We start from the raw sequence: 14,355 nt of genomic DNA on the forward strand, positions 1-14,355 counted from the left end.
GTTCGCCTTCGCGTCCAGCTCGCCGTACGTCCACGTTCGCCCGTCATGCGCCTTCAGCGCCACCACGTCCGGCGTCTTCCGGGCCTGTTCGGAGAACAGCGCGTGCACCGGCGTGGTGCCCACGGCCTCCGCCACCATGCGGTTGCCACCGTCGAGGATCCACCGCCGCTCCTCCGCGTCCACCATCGGCAACCGGGACACGGCGGCCTCCGGACGCGACAGCGCCGCATCCAGCAGGACCCGCAGGTGCTCCACCATCCGGCGCACCGTCGCGGCGTCGTACAGCTCGGTGCTGTATTCGACCGAGCCCCGCAGCCCTTCGCCCTCCTCCACGAAGAAGACGCTCAGGTCGAACTTCGACGTGCGGCTCTCCATCATCACCGGCTTGAGCGCCATGCCCGGCAGCCCCAGGTCACCCTGCGGCACGTTCTGGAGCGCCAGCAGCGTCTGGAACAACGGCGTGTGGCTCAGGCTGCGCTCGGGATGGAGCGCCTCCACCAGCTTCTCGAACGGCACGTCCTGGTGTTCGTAGGCCTCCAGCACCGTGCCCCGCACCTGCTTGAGCAGCTCACGGAAGGACGTCTCCCCGTCCACCCGCGCACGCAGCACCAGCGTGTTGACGAAGAAGCCGATGAGCCCTTCCAGCTCCGCCCGCGTCCGGCCCGCGATGGGCGAACCCACGCTGATGTCCCTCTGTCCCGAGTAGCGCGACAGCAGCACCTGCCAGCCCGCCAGCAGCACCATGTACAGCGATGCGCCCTCGCGCTGCGCCAGCGCCCGCAGGCGCTGCGTCATGTCGGGGGACCACTGGAAGAAGTGCATCGTGCCCGCGTTGCCCCGCACCGCCGGACGCGGACGGTCCGTGGGCAACTCCAGGGCGGCGGGCGCTCCCGCGAGCCGGCCCTTCCAGAAGGCCACCTCGCGCTCCAGCGCGTCCCCCTGCAACCAGCCGCGCTGCCAGGCCGCGTAGTCCGCGTATTGGAGCGGCAGCTCCGGCAGCGAGGAGGTCTGGCCCTGCACGAACGCCGCGTACAGCGCGCCGATCTCCCGCACGAGCACGCCCAACGACCAGCCATCCGAGATGGCGTGGTGCATCGTGAGCGCGAGCAGGTGGTCATGCTCCTCCAGCCGCACCAGTTGGGCTCGGACCAGCGGCCCTCGCGACAGGTCGAAGGACCGCAGCCCCTGCGCCATCACCCGGCGGCGGGCCTCTTCTTCCCGCCCGCCCGCTTCGACGCCGCGCAGGTCCTCCACCTCCAGCGGCATCGCCGAGGGCGGATGCACCACCTGCACCGGCGTGCCCTCATGCGACGTGAAGGTCGTCCGGAGCGCTTCGTGACGCCCCACCAGCGCATCCAGCGCGCGCTGGAGCACCGCGACGTCCAGCGCGCCCTCCAGACGGACCGCCAGCGGGACGTTGTAGACCGGGCTGCCCGGCTCCAGTTGGTCGATGAACCACAGGCGCTGCTGCGCGAACGACAGCGGCAGGGGCTGCTCTCGCGACACCCGCGCCAGCGGCGGGGCGACGGAGCGGGTGGCTCGCTCCAGCCGGAGCGCCAGGGCCTCCAGGGTGGCGGACTCGAACAGCTCGCGCAGCGGCAGCTCCACGCCGAACCCGGCGCGGATCCGCGAGGCCACCTGCGTCGCCAGCAGCGAGTGGCCTCCCAGCTCGAAGAAGTTGTCCGTCACGCCCACCTGGGGCACGCGCAGCACCTGCGCCCAGATGGCCGCGAGCTTCGCCTCGGTCTCCGTGCGGGGCGGCTCGAAGACCTTCTCCGAGCGCGGGGCCTCCGGCTCCGGCAGCGCCTTGCGGTCCACCTTGCCGTTGGCGCTGAGGGGCAGCGCGTCCAGCGACATCAGGGCCGTGGGCACCATGTACTCCGGCAGCCGCTGCCGCAGGTGCGCCTTGAGTTCCGCCGCGTCGAGCGTCCGCTCCGGCTTCGCGACCGCGTACCCCACCAGCTGCTTGTCCGCGCCCTGCCCCCGCGCCACCACCGTGGCCTCCGCCACGTCCGGGTGCTGGAGGAGCGCTGCTTCGATTTCGCCCAGCTCGATGCGGAAGCCACGCACCTTCACCTGGAAGTCGGTGCGCCCCAGGAACTCCAGCGTCCCGTCCTCCCGCCACCGGGCCTTGTCACCCGTACGGTACAGCCGCGCTCCGGGCTCCGGGCTGAACGGATGGGGCACGAAGCGTTCGGCCGTCAGGTCCGCACGGTTGAGGTAGCCCCACGCCAGGCCTTCGCCGCCCACGAACAGCTCTCCAGGCACGCCCACGCCGGCCACATCGCCATGCGTATCCAGCACGTACGCCGTCGAGTTTCCAATCGGCTTGCCGATGGACACCGCCCCATCGAGCACCGCCCGTGACGTCATCGTGTACGTGGTGGAGAACGTGGTGTTCTCCGTGGGGCCATACGCATTCACCAGCACCGCGCCCTCGGTCAGCCGAGCCAGGTGCTCCCGAGCGCGAGGGAGCGGCATCACGTCGCCGCCCGTCAGCACCTGGGACACACCCGCCAGGGCCTCCGCCTGGTGGAGCGCCATCTGCTCGTACAGCGCCGTCGTCAGCCACAGGACGGTGACGCGCTCCTGCCTCACCAGCGCGCCCAGCTCCTCCAGCGTCAGCGCGTGCGGCGGCGCCAGCACCAGCTTCGCGCCATGCAGCAGCGCGCCCCACAGCTCCAACGTCGAGGCGTCGAAGGCGACCGGCCCCGTCTGCGACCAGACCGCGTCCGCGTCGAAGCGCATGAAGTCGTTGCCCACCACCAGGCGCGTGATGCCCCGGTGGGGAACGCACACGCCCTTCGGGCGCCCGGTGCTGCCCGACGTGAAGATGATGTACGCGAGGTCCTCGCCGCCCACCTCCACATCCGGTGCCGTCTCCGGTTCGCGGCGGATGGCTTCCCACGCCGTGTCCACGCAGAGCGGCGTGCCCGCTCCGGCGGGCAGCTTCTCCACCAGCGACCGCTGCGTCAGCGTCACCTCGACGCCTGCGTCCTCCAGCAGCAGCGCGATGCGCTCCGCCGGATAGTTGCGGTCCACCGGCACGTACGCGCCGCCGGCCTTCAGGATGCCGAGCAGCCCGACCACCATCTCCCACGAGCGATCCACGTACACGCCCACCCGCGTGCCACGCTTCACACCCAGCCCGCGCAGGTGGTGCGCCAGCTGGTTCGCCTTCGCGTCCAGCTCGCCGTACGTCAGCGTCCGGCCATCCACGCCCTGCACCACCGCCACCCGGTCCGGCGCCTTGCGCGCCTGCTCCGCGAAGAGCGCGTGCACCGGCCGCTCCCGCGGGTATGCCGCCTGGGTCCGATTCCAATCCTCGGCCAGCACGCGGCGCTCGGCGGCCTTCACCATGGGCAGCCGCGCCACGGGCAGCGCCGGGTGGGCCACCGCGGACTCCAGCAGCCCGCGCAGGTGCTCTACCATCCGCGCGACGGTGGCGGCGTGGAAGAGGTCGGTGTCGTACTCCACGTAGCCGCTCAGGCTTCCATCCGCCTCCGTGAGCTGGAGGAGCAGGTCGAACTTGGCCGTCCGCGTGTCCACCTCCATCGCGTTCAGCTTCAGGCCCTGCACGGCCACGGGTCCGCGCGGCGCGTTCTGCAGCGCGAACATCGCCTGGAAGAACGGCGTGCGCCCCGAGTCGCGCTCCGGCTGCAGCGCCTCCACCAGCTTCTCGAACGGCACGTCCTGGTGGTCCGTCGCGCCCACCATTGTCTCGCGCAGCTGGCGCACCAGCCCCTGGAACGACAGCTCCGGCGTGAAGCGCGCGCGCAGCACCAGCGTGTTGACGAACATGCCGATGAGGCCTTCGAGCTCCGAGCGGGTCCGGCCCGCCATGGGGGAGCCCACGCTCACGTCGTCCTGCCCGGAGTAGCGCGACAGGAGCGACTGCCACCCGGCCATCAGCACCATGAACAGCGTCGCGCCCTCGCGCTGCGCCAGCGACCGCAACGCGTCCGTCAGCTCGCGCGGCCACTGGATGGGCGTGCGCGCGCCCCGGAAGCCGCGCGCCGCGGGCCGGGGCTTGTCCGTCGTCAGCTCCAGCGCGGGCGGCGCGCCCGACAACTGCTCGCGCCAGTACGACAGCTGCCGCTCCAGCGCCGCGCCCTGCAACGTCTCCCGCTGCCAGGCCGCGTAGTCCGCGTACTGCACCGCCAGCTCCGACAGCGGCGACGGCTGTCCCTGCAGGAACGTGGCGTAGAGCACCGCCACCTCGCGCACGAGCACGCCCAGCGACCACCCGTCCGACACGATGTGGTGCATCACCACCAGCAGCAGGTGGTCCGCGTCCCCCAGCTTCACCAGCAGCGCGCGCATCAGCGGGCCCGTGGCGAGGTCGAAGGGACGCAGCGCCCCTTCCCGCACCCGGCGCCAGGCCTCGGCCTCCCGCGCGTCCGGCGCGAGCGCGCTCACGTCCGTGCGCTCCAGCTCCAGCGCGGCCGCGTCCGCGAAGTGCTGCACCGGACCGCTCTCCGTACCCTGGAAGGTCGTGCGCAGCGATTCGTGGCGCCGCACCACCTCGCGCAGCGAGCGCTCCAGCACGGGCACGTCCAGCGCGCCCTCCAGCCGCACCGCCACGGGCACGTTGTAGAGCGGGCTGCCCGGCGCCAGCTGGTCCATGAACCACAGCCGCTGCTGCGCGAAGGACAGCTCCGCGGGCTTCGTCCGGTCCCTCGGCGGGAAGGCCGCCCGCGCCGGAGACCCCGCCGCGTTCTTCTGCGCGGCCATCTTCTTCAGCAGCTCCGCGCGCTTCTCCGGAGACAGGTTCGCGATCCGCTTCGACAAATCACCGCTGCTGCTCATCGAATTGACTCCGAACTCCGGACACGGCGCGGCCCTGAGGGACGCCCGGAAAGCCGGACGCAGTGCCCAAGGGTCAGTGCCGGTCGATGTCGATCACGCGCGGCCCGCCACTCGTCGTGCGAGTGGCGTGGGGGAGGCCAGGAAACCTGTTGATCACATTATTCGGTCGAAGAGCGACCTGCCATGCGTTCCATGCCCCCGCGCCCGCCTGCTCTCCAGCAGGGCTGGAACGGGCGTGACACATCCCGCGACAGGGAATGAAACAGGTGTTTCAGCCCCGTCCCAGGATGGACGGGGTTGGCCACGCTCGCGAAAGCTCAGTGACCCGCGGAGCCGGGCGGCTCCACGCGCTCCACCTGCTTTTGCACGGCGGCATCCGACGCCACGTCCGCGCCCAGTTGCAGATACGTCAGCTGGTAGGTGCGCCCCGTCGCCGGGCCCTGCGCCGCCGCCGTACGGGCCAGGGCGTCGCGCCGCGCCTCGAAGGAGGTCAGCGTCTCCTGAAGCGAGCGGCGCGTGTCCTCGTTCTTCTCCGTCTTCAGGCGCTCTTGCACGCGCACGATGTTCGCCTCCACCATGCGCTGGCTCTCCCGGGCGCGGTTCGCCTCGGACAGGTCCGTGAAGGGCCCCGAGCCCTCCACGGACAGCTCCAGCCTGGCGACCTGGCGGCCCCGCTCACCCGGCGGCACCAACGTGGACACCCCCTGGCGCTGCGCCATGCCCACGCCCCGTCCGTCGTGCGACTGCACCACGAAGTCCACGCCCTCGGCGCCCTGGGCCAGCTTCACGGCCTCCACGTAGGGCACCGCCGCCAGCAGCACCACCAGCGACACCTGCTCCTTCTGGCGCAGGCGCTTCACCTCGGAGGCCACCGCCGGCCCCACCGGCAGGCCTCGCACGCCCGCGGGCAGCAAGGCCGCGCCGTCCGACGACTCCGGGGACACGCCGAGGATGCCCACCTTCAGCCCGCCCACCGTCGTCACCACCGACGCGGGGAAGAGCGGCTGCCCCTTCGCGTCCACGAGGTTCGCGGACACGAGCTTCAGCTTCGCGCCCTTCGTCTTCTTCTTGAGGAGGTCCACGCCCAGCACGAGGTCGCGCTGGCCCACGGCCATGGCCGCGTAGCCCTGCGCGTCCAGCTGCTCCAGCACGAGCTCCGCGCGAGGCTTCGCCTCCGGGCCCTCCGCCAGGGTCTTGAAGAGCGCGTTGCCCGCGTCCAGCGCGAGCACTGGCACGCCCTTCGCGCGCTCCTCGTTCAGGACCGTCTTTCGTCTGGCCAGACCGCCAGACGGGTTGTGGCGTCAACCACAGGGGGCGACTTCGCCCCCGTTGTCTCCGGTGAAGAGCAGCACCAGCTTCTTCGGCGCGGCCCCGGCCACCAGCGGCAGGAGCAACAGGAGCGCCAGGGCGGCGAGCCGGGAGGCGCGGGGGCGCATCACTTCTTCGCCTTCTTCGGCGCGGGGGCCGGCGCGGCCTTCTTGTCCAGCTCCGCCAGCTTCGTCTTCGCCGTCTTGGCCGCGTCCGACTTGGGGTAGCCCTTCACCAGCTCCTCCAGCGCCAGCTTCGACTCCTCCTTCATCTTCAGCTTCTGGAAGCAGTCGGAGGAGCGCAGGTACGCGTCCGGCGCGGACGGCGTCTTCGCGAAGTCCTGCACCACCTTGCCGTACTCGAAGAGGGCCTCGCGGCACTTGGACTCGGTGAAGTACGTCTCGCCCAGGCCGAAGTGGGCCTCGCCCACGAGCGCGTCCTTGGGCCACTTCTTCACGAACTCGTTGTAGAGCTGGCGCGCGAGCAGCGCGTCGCCGGCCTTGGCCTTCTCCTGCGCGAGCCCGAGGAACTCCTTCTTGTCCGTGGGGCGCTGGAGCTCCTCGGCCTTCTTCTTCGCCTCGGCCTCCTTCACCGCCTCCGTGCCCTGGAGCGCCAGGAGCCGCTGGTTGGTCTCCTCCGTGCTCTTGCCGAGCGCGGCCTCCAGCTCACCAATCTTGTAGAGGTAGGTCTCCACCTGGCCGCGCAGCTGCGCCAGGTCCTCCACCGTCTTCTGGAACTGCACGCCGATGTCCGCGTCCTTGCGGCGCGCGGCGGTGTCCAGGCTCTGCAGGGCCTGCGTCACCTGGGCGATCTTCTCATCGAGCTTCGGCTGGGTGACGGCGAGCTGGTCGCGCGCCTCCTTCAGCTCCGCGGCCATCTTCGCGTTGTCCGCGCCCAGCCGGTCCACCTTGGCTTCCAGGGCACGGCCACGGTCGGCGGGGTAGAAACAGCCGGGAACGACGGCGGTCAACAGGGCGAAGAGCACGAGCCTGCGCATGGGCCGGACATCCTAGGTCCAAAGTGCCCCGCGCGCCGCTTCTGTTTGCATCACGCCCGGCCGCCCCCCTGCCCTTCAGCGCGCCCCTTCCGCCTCCAGCCGCTCCACGGCCCGGGCGCAGGCCACCCGGAGCCGGGGCAGGTTGAGGAAGAAGGGCACTGGCCGCGCCCGCCCGGACTCCACCGCCCGCAGGGCCCGGCGGTAGGCCTCCAGGGCCGCGCCGGGCTGGCCACACTGCTCCAAGAGGAGCCCCAGCAGGTAGCGGGCGGCGACGTGGTCCGGATCCAGGTCCAGGCACCGGCGCAGGTCGCGCTCGGACTTCTCGTCCGGGACGCCCGTGGAGGCCCCGTCCAGCACGCACGAGAAGAGCCAGTCCGCCTGGGCCATCGCGGCTTCGTCTGGAGCCGGGGGCGGAACCGGAGCCGGGGCCGCGGGTGTTTCCGGCTTGGGCGCGGCGGGTCCGGAGGCTCCGGTGGCGATGCCCGGGAACCGGCCGGAGTCCCGCTTCGGGCGGGCGGGCTCCACGGGCGCGGCGTCCTCGCGCACGTAGAAGAACGCGTGCTCGCTGGGCAACAGCCGCAGCTCCGGGGGCACCTGGAGCAGGGGCTCCGCGGCGGACAGCACCAGCACCCCGCCGGGCGCGAGCCGCTCCCCCAGGTTGCGCACCGTGCGCTGGAAGGCCTCCGGGGTGAAGTAGATGAGGACGTTGCGGCAGAAGATGATGTCGAAGCCGCTGCCCCCGGGGGCCTCCGGATAGGGGGCCTCCATCAGGTTGTGGCGCCGGAACTCGGCCTGCGCGCGCAGCGACTCCACCAGCGCGTGGCGCCGGCCCTTCGGCTCGAAGTAGCGCGAGCGCGCGGCGTCCGGCACGCGCCGGAGCGCATCCGTCAGGAAGCTCAGCTCGCGCGCCCGGGTGAGCACCTGCTCGGAGATGTCCGTGCCCAGCACGCGGCTCGAGGGATCCGCGCCCTCCTGCGCCATCAGGAGGAGCAGCGTGGCGACCTCCTCGCCCGCCGCGCAGCCCGCGCTCCACACGCGCAGCGGCGACCTGGAGCGCTGCACCCGGGGCGACAGCACGTGCTCGCGGAAGGCGGACAGCTGCACCTCGTCCCGGAACACCTCCGACGTGTGCACCGCCACCGCGTCCACCAGCCGCGCCAGGTCCGCCGCGCCCGCCGGGGTGCGCAGGTGCGCCACCAACCTCGTCGCGCTCTGGCCGTGTCCCAGCGCGTCCAGCCGCGCGTCCAACCGCCGCTGCTGGGCCCCGCTCAGCGCCATGCCCGTGTGCGCCTGAAGCCAGGCGTGGACGGGAGCCCAGCGCTCGGAGGAGGACGTCATGCGAGGTCAGCGGCTCGCGGCCAGCGACTCTCCGCGCGCCAGGCGCGCCAGGGTGGCCGCGACGTCATCGCCGTGGATGAGGTGGTCCACCGCCTTGCGCTCCACCGCCGCGCCCGGCATGCCGAACACCACGCAGGACTCCTCGTTCTGCGCCAGCGCCAGCCCACCGCCCTGCTTGATGGCCAGGAGCCCGTCCGCCCCGTCCGCGCCCATGCCGGTGAGCACCACGCCCACCGCTCTCCGGGCGTAGACCTTGGCCACGCTCTCCAGCAGCACGGTGCCGCTGGGCATGTGCCCGTCGCGCTCCACGCCGGGCTTGAGCGCCACGCGGCCTCGCACGGGCACCACCATGTGCTGATCCGGCGGCGCCACCAGCACCAGCCCGGGCTGAAGTGTGTCCCCGTCCACCGCCAGGCGGACCTTCAGCTTGCTCGCGTTGGCGAGCCAGCTGGCCAGCGACTCCGAGAAGGCGGCGTTGATGTGCTGGACGATGACGATGGGCGCCGGGAAGTCCGCCGGCAGCTCCGACAGCATCCGGTAGAGCACCTGCGGGCCGCCCGTGCTGGCGGCCACCGCGACGATGCCCATGGAGGCCGCGGGCAGCACCGGGGTGGGCGTGTGCGGCGTCCCCGGCGGGCCGCGCTTCTGACCGCGCACGTGGCGGATGACGCGCACGGAGGAGATGAGCTTCACCTCCTTGGTGAGGTTCCACGCCTCCGGCCCCGCGTCGATGGCGGGCTTGATTTGAAGCGCCAGCGCGCCCAGCTCCAGTGCGCGGTACGTCAGCGCGGGGGCCTGCGAGCGCGGGTCGCCCGTCAGCACCAGGATGGGCGTGGGGCACTCGGCCATGATGTGCTCCACGGCCGTGAGCCCGTCCATCACGGGCATGTCCACGTCCATGGTGATGACGTGGGGGCGCAGCTCCTTGGTGAGGGCAACGGCCTCCTGGCCGTTCGCGGCGGTGCCGACGACCTGGATGTCCGGGTCGTCGCTCAACGCCGCGCTGATGAGCTGACGGCAGATGACCGAGTCATCCACCACCAGCACCGTCACTTTCTTGCCCATGTCCGTTCAATACCCCGTACGCGCCGCGGGAGTATAGCAATGCGATGGGCCCCGGGAGTCCTCTCGAGTCCTGGGAGACTTCAGGCCAGGAGCCGCCCCACGACGTCCACCAGGTCCTGGCGGACGAGGTCGCCCTTGGTGATGTAGCCGTCCGCCCCGGCCGCCAACCCACGCGCCCGGTCCGACTCCCCTCCCCGGGTGGTGAGGATGACGACGGGCAGCCCGCGCCGGGCCGGGTCCGACTTCAGGCACCGGGTGAGCTCCACGCCGTCCATCTCCGGCATCTCCAGGTCGGTGACGACCAGCTCCACCGGGGGGCCCTCCTGCTCCAGCTGCTCCAGCGCCGAGGGGCCATCCGCCGCCCGGAGGGTGTCGTACCCCACCGCCTCCAGCAGGTTGGCCACCAGCTCCCGGGTGAGGGGCGAGTCGTCCACCACCAGGATGCGGCGGCGCCGGGGCGCGGGGGCGCGCACCGGGGGGCGGGCGAGCTTCAGGGGCGCGACGCCATGCACGCCCGCCGCGAGCGCCGCCGCGGACAGCACCATGGCCAGCCGCCCGTCCGCGAGCGACGTGGCCCCGGTGAGGTGCGTGTAGCGCGCGAGGATGCCCTTCAAGGGGAGGATGGCCTGGACGCGCTCCTCCAGGACCCTGTCCACCGCCAGTGCGGCCTCCATGCCCTGGCCCTTCACCACCAGCACCAGCTCGCCCTCCCGGGCGGGGCGCTCGGTGGCGAGCCCCAAGAGCGACGCCAGCGAGGCGAAGGGCAGCACGCGGCCCTCCATCCGGAGGGTGGGACGACCGGCGACCTCTCCCACCTCGGAGGCGTCCACCTTGAGGGCGCGGGAGACGTGGACGGCGCTCAGGGCGAGCGTCTCGTCGAAGACCTGGACGAAGAGCAGGGGCGCCACGGTGAGGGACACCGGGACGCGCAGGGTGAAGATGGTGCCCCAGCCGGGCGCGGACTCCACGCCCACGTCGCCGCCCAGGGCCTGGAGGGAGGTACGTACGGCATCCAGCCCCACGCCCCGACCCGACAGGTCGGTGACCACGTCGCGCGAGGTGAAGCCGGGCAGGAAGACGAGCTCGCGCGCGGCGGCGTCGGACAGGGCGTTGGCGGCGGGCTCGTCCAGCACGCCCCGGCGCACGGCCACGCGGCGCAGGAGCGCCGGGTCCATGCCCGCGCCGTCGTCCTCCACGCGCAGGATGATGCGGCTGCCCTCGCGGGCGGCGCGCAGGGTGAGGCAGCCCCGGGGGTGCTTGCCGGAGGCGACGCGGTCCACGCGGGTCTCCAGGCCGTGGTCCAGCGCGTTGCGGACCAGGTGCATGAGCGGTTCGCGCAAGGCCTCCACGACGGAGCGGTCCGCGCGGGTGTCCTCGCCGTCCACGACGAGCTCCACCTCCTTGCCCAGCTCCCGCGCCAGGTCGCGGACCATGCGGGGATAGGGTTCGAAGAGGACGGAGAGGGGCAGCATGCGCAGGCCCTGGATCTCCTCCGACACCTGGTCCAGGTCGCGCAGCTCCGCGTTGGCGAGCAGCTTGGCCTCGCGGTGCAGCGTGGCGGCGAGTTCCTTGGCGCGGCCCAGGCGCTCCGCGAGCGCGACGCCCGCGGGGCCCAGGTCCTCCGCGACGCGGGCCAGCTCGCTCAATTCGCGCACGAGCTCCAGGCGGCGCGAGGTGGCCAGCTCGCGGCGGCGGGCCACCTGGCCCAGGTTGGTGACCGCGCTGGTGAGCATGTCCAGGCTGGCCACGCCGATGCGCACGGCCGTGTCCATGCGGACGTCGCCGGTGCGCACGTTGCCCGTCGCATGCTTCGTCGTGGCAGGCGGGCGCGAGCGGGCGGTGTCGACCATCCGCGTGCCGGGAGACGCGGCGGAGGCCGAGGGGTACGCGTTCGAGGGCGTGCCTGGCGTGGGACCCACGAAGTGAGAGTTCCCAGGGCTGCCGGCGGCGCTGCCCAGGTGAGCCCCCGCGCTTCCGGGAGCCGGCGCCACGAGGTGCGCGCCGCCCAGGCTTCCCGTCACCGGGGCCACGAGGTGTGCACCGCCCAGGCTTCCCGTTACCGGAGCCACGAGGTGCGCGCCCCCCAGGCTTCCCGTCACCGGCGCCATGAGCTGCGAGCCTCCCGGGCTTCCCGTCACCGGGGCCACGAGGTGCGCGCCCCCCAGGCTTCCCGTCACCGGCGCCATGAGCTGCGAGCCTCCCGGGCTTCCCGTCACCGGGGCCACGAGGTGCGCGCCGCCCAGGCTTCCCGTCACCGGGGCTGCAAGGTGTGCGCCGCCCGGGCTTCCCGTTACCGGAGCCACGAGGTGCGCGCCGCCCGGGCTTCCCGTCACCGGGGCCATGAGGTGCGAATGGCCCGAGCCTCCCGGATGGAGACCGTGCGAGTTCGGTGCTCCTCCCGAGGCAGGCGACTCCCCCTGCGCTCCCGCCGGACTCCCGGACGGCTCTGCCCGGAGGGCTGTCGTGAGGAACTGTGACGCGGCGGTCCCCGGCGATGCGCCTCCCGCCGGCGCGTCCGGGCGTGACGCGGGCGCTCCCCAGTGCGCGGGGACCACCACGGCCGCGGAGGGCTCCCGGCGGTCCGACACGATGAGGTGCGACGCGCCCTCTGACTTCGCGGCCCGGCCGCCCTCCACCGGACGCGCGGACTCCGCGATGACCCGCTGCTGCAGCGTCGCCACCAGCGTCTCCACCGCCAGGAGCGGCTCTCCCGCCTGGAGCGCGCCCGACAGCGCGAGCACCGTGTCCGCCGTGGCGAGCAGCGCGTCGGTGGACTCCGACGACAGCCGGTAGCGCTGCGGCTCCGCGCACCGGACCAGCTCCTCCATCTCGTGCGCGAGCGTGTTGATTTCGCTGAAGCCCATCATCCGGGCCTCGCCCTTGAGCCCGTGCAGCTCGCGCAGCACCCGCTGCCCGGCCTCCAGGTTGCCCCCGGACTCCAGCTCCATCAGGGAGCGGTTGATGCGCTCCAGACGGACCGTGACAAGGTCTCGGAACTGCTTGAGCAGCCGTTCGCTGGGGTTCACCCGCCGCCCCCCTTGCGCAGGGTCGCCTGGTGGATCTGGAAGCGCTCCACCACGCCGCGCAGGTCCTGCGCCAGCCCCAACAGGTCCCCGTTCGCCGCGCCCACCTGCTTCGTCGCGTTGAGGCTCTGCTGGGTGATGCGCAGGATGTCCGCCATCGTCTCCGCGAGCTGATCCGTGCCCGCCTGCTGCTGCTGCGTGGACCGGGAGATGATCCGCACCGCGTCCGACGTCCGCCCCGCCAGGTCGACAATCTGGCGAAGCGACTCGGACACCTGCTCCGCCAGCCCCGTCCCCGTCTCCACCGCGCGCACGCCGCCGCCCGTCACCGTCACCGCGGCGGCGGAGGCCTCGCGCACCTCTTCAATCAGCCCCTCAATCTCCTTCGTGGACTCCAGCACGTTCTCCGCGAGCCTTCGCATCTCCGCCGCCACCAGCGAGAAGCCCCGCCCCACCTCGCCCGCCTTCGTGCCCTCCAGCTCCGCGTTGAGCGCCAGCAGGTCCGACTTGTCCGCGACGCCGTTGATGAACTCGACGATCTTCCCGATCTGCTGCACGCGCTTGTCCAGCCGCCCCACCGCCGAGCCGATGGCCTGGTTGTCCTGGCGCATGCGCGACATGGCCCCCAGGAAGGACTCCGCGCTGCGCTGCCCCCCTTGCGCCGCCGCCAGCGTGCGCTGGGCGATCTCCGCCACCGAACTCGCGTTCTCGGCGATCTGCTTCGCCGAGCGCGCCAGCTCCTCCGTGGTGGCGCTCGTCTCGTCCAGGCTGCTGGCCTGCTCCGCGGCGCCCGCCTCGTAGCGCCCGGAGGTGCTCAAGATCTCCTCCGTGGTGGCCGAAATCTGCGAGCCCGCGCGCTGCAGCTCCGCGAGCACGTCCGCCAGGTGCGTGCGCATCGTGGTGAAGGCCGCGGACACCGCCCACACCTCGTCCTCCGCGGGCACCAGCCGGGGGCTGGCCAGGTCCCCCGCCGCGATGCGGCGCGCCTCCCCGGACAACTCCCGCATGGGCCGCCCCAGCAGCGTGCCGCCCAGGTACGCCGTGGCCAGCGCCAGGCCGAACACCACCGCGCACAAGAGCGCGCTGGACGTGAACGCGTCCACCAGCAAGCCCTGCGCGACCGGGCTGTCCGCCTCCACCAGCCGGTGGAAGAGCCGCTCCGTCAGCGCCGTGACGACCTGCGCGCACATCACCGCGGGCGTCACCACGCAGATGGCGGTGAAGGCCACCAGCCGCGCGCCGATGCGCGAGCGCCGGGGCAGCGCGGCGATGACCTGCGCGTGCGTCAGCCCCTGCTCCGCCACCCACAGCACGCCGCGCCGCGCCCTCAACGTGACGAGCCCGTACACGAGCAGCGACGTGAGCGGGCCGAACAGCGCCCCCAGCCCCGCGACGCGCAGGGTGACCTTCCACGGCAGGTGCATGGCCGACCCGAGCGCCATCGCCACCACACCCGTGGTCAGCGCCCACAACCCCAGCGAGCGGAAGAACGCCTCGCCCGGCGCGCGCGAAACCTCCCCCACCGCCTTCGACAGGTGCTCCAGCGTGGGCGGCAGCGCTCCGCGCTCCAGGGCCCGCAGCCGGGGGAAGCGGCGCAGGGACACACCCACCCCCAGCAGCATGTGCAGCGCGCTCACGCCCACCACCAGGGCGACGAGCGTTCCCAGCTCCTTCCGGGGCAGCTCATCGCCCACCACGAGCGACGCGAAGTGCAGCCCCAGCGTGGAGCCCACCAGGTTCGCCAGCGGCACGGGGAACATCAGCTGCTGGCTGAAGGCGGCCCGCCGGGAGTCCGAGCGTGAGGAGTGGTCCATG

8 protein-coding genes (1 of these 8 cut by a window edge) are annotated in these 14,355 nt (G+C 72.6%); all 8 read right to left on the reverse strand.

Features of this window, described 5'->3' with window-relative positions:
• A protein-coding gene (locus tag JYJ93_RS31055; RefSeq protein ID WP_206798177.1) for a non-ribosomal peptide synthetase crosses the window boundary here: on the reverse strand, positions 1 to 4,809 show its 5' end (the start). Its footprint begins 24,411 nt before the window's first position; 4,809 of the gene's 29,220 nt are visible here — the first part of the coding sequence; it begins with the start codon at positions 4,807 to 4,809; the stop codon falls past the left edge of the window.
• Positions 4,810 to 5,126: 317 nt separating this feature from the next.
• The gene (locus JYJ93_RS31060; RefSeq protein ID WP_206798178.1) at positions 5,127 to 6,044 is read right to left on the reverse strand and encodes a 5'-nucleotidase; all 918 of its coding nucleotides are present in this window, start codon (positions 6,042 to 6,044) and stop codon (positions 5,127 to 5,129) included.
• Between the two features lie 66 nt (positions 6,045 to 6,110).
• Entirely contained in the window at positions 6,111 to 6,245 is a 135-nt protein-coding gene (locus tag JYJ93_RS40700) for a hypothetical protein (RefSeq protein ID WP_269013112.1), read from the reverse strand.
• The gene (locus JYJ93_RS31065; protein ID WP_206798179.1) at positions 6,245 to 7,114 is read right to left on the reverse strand and encodes a tetratricopeptide repeat protein; all 870 of its coding nucleotides are present in this window, start codon (positions 7,112 to 7,114) and stop codon (positions 6,245 to 6,247) included. Before JYJ93_RS31065 ends, JYJ93_RS40700 begins: the two co-directional genes overlap by 1 nt.
• A 75-nt stretch (positions 7,115 to 7,189) precedes the next feature.
• Entirely contained in the window at positions 7,190 to 8,452 is a 1,263-nt protein-coding gene (locus JYJ93_RS31070) for a CheR family methyltransferase (protein WP_206798180.1), read from the reverse strand.
• 6 nt (positions 8,453 to 8,458) lie between these two features.
• On the reverse strand, positions 8,459 to 9,517 hold the full coding sequence (cheB, locus tag JYJ93_RS31075) for a chemotaxis-specific protein-glutamate methyltransferase CheB (protein WP_206798181.1): 1,059 nt from the start codon (positions 9,515 to 9,517) through the stop codon (positions 8,459 to 8,461).
• An 80-nt stretch (positions 9,518 to 9,597) separates the two neighbouring features.
• Positions 9,598 to 12,543: a response regulator gene (locus JYJ93_RS31080; protein ID WP_206798182.1), complete on the reverse strand. Its 2,946-nt coding sequence runs from the start codon at positions 12,541 to 12,543 to the stop codon at positions 9,598 to 9,600.
• Positions 12,540 to 14,354: a HAMP domain-containing methyl-accepting chemotaxis protein gene (locus tag JYJ93_RS31085; RefSeq protein ID WP_206798183.1), complete on the reverse strand. Its 1,815-nt coding sequence runs from the start codon at positions 14,352 to 14,354 to the stop codon at positions 12,540 to 12,542. Before JYJ93_RS31085 ends, JYJ93_RS31080 begins: the two co-directional genes overlap by 4 nt.
• Position 14,355 lies beyond the last annotated feature (1 nt).

Source organism: Corallococcus sp. NCSPR001, from assembly GCF_017309135.1.
Taxonomy (GTDB): domain Bacteria; phylum Myxococcota; class Myxococcia; order Myxococcales; family Myxococcaceae; genus Corallococcus.

Coding starts and splice junctions, on each gene's coding strand:
- JYJ93_RS40700 (WP_269013112.1), bottom strand. CDS start 6,245: ATGCGCCCCCGCGCCTCCCGGCTCGCCGCCCTGGCGCTCCTGTTGCTC.
- JYJ93_RS31065 (WP_206798179.1), bottom strand. CDS start 7,114: ATGCGCAGGCTCGTGCTCTTCGCCCTGTTGACCGCCGTCGTTCCCGGC.
- JYJ93_RS31070 (WP_206798180.1), bottom strand. CDS start 8,452: ATGACGTCCTCCTCCGAGCGCTGGGCTCCCGTCCACGCCTGGCTTCAG.
- JYJ93_RS31085 (WP_206798183.1), bottom strand. CDS start 14,354: ATGGACCACTCCTCACGCTCGGACTCCCGGCGGGCCGCCTTCAGCCAG.
- cheB (WP_206798181.1), bottom strand. CDS start 9,517: ATGGGCAAGAAAGTGACGGTGCTGGTGGTGGATGACTCGGTCATCTGC.